2 rRNA genes are annotated in these 322 nt (G+C 43.2%); both read right to left on the bottom strand.

What is annotated here, in order from left to right:
- Positions 1-7: 7 nt before the first annotated feature.
- Positions 8-115 (bottom strand): 5S ribosomal RNA (gene rrf / locus FC091_RS15100).
- A gap of 78 nt (positions 116-193) precedes the next feature.
- Positions 194-322 (bottom strand): 23S ribosomal RNA (locus FC091_RS15095); the annotation flags it as partial.

Raw genomic sequence — 322 nt, 5'->3', positions numbered from 1 at the left:
TCTTCAAAAAAGGCGGCGACCTACTCTTCCACAAGTGCAGTACCATCGGCGCAAACGGGCTTAACTTCTCTGTTCGGAAAGGTAAGAGGTGAGCCCCGTCGCTATAACCACCTTAAACTGTTTCGGTTGTTAAAACCGTATAATAAACATATTGAAAAAAGTTGCATGATTTGTACTTATAAAAAGAGCGGCGTACAATAAGCCTATGGGTTATTAGTACTACTCGGCTATGACATTACTGCCTTTACACCTGTAGCCTATCAACGTGGTCATCTTCCACGACCCTTTAAAGAAATCTCATCTTGTGGTGGGTTTCGCGCTT

This window comes from Winogradskyella algicola (assembly GCF_005869935.1).
GTDB classification, from domain to species: domain Bacteria; phylum Bacteroidota; class Bacteroidia; order Flavobacteriales; family Flavobacteriaceae; genus Winogradskyella; species Winogradskyella algicola.
This window is presented reverse-complemented; position numbering and strand designations above follow the sequence as displayed.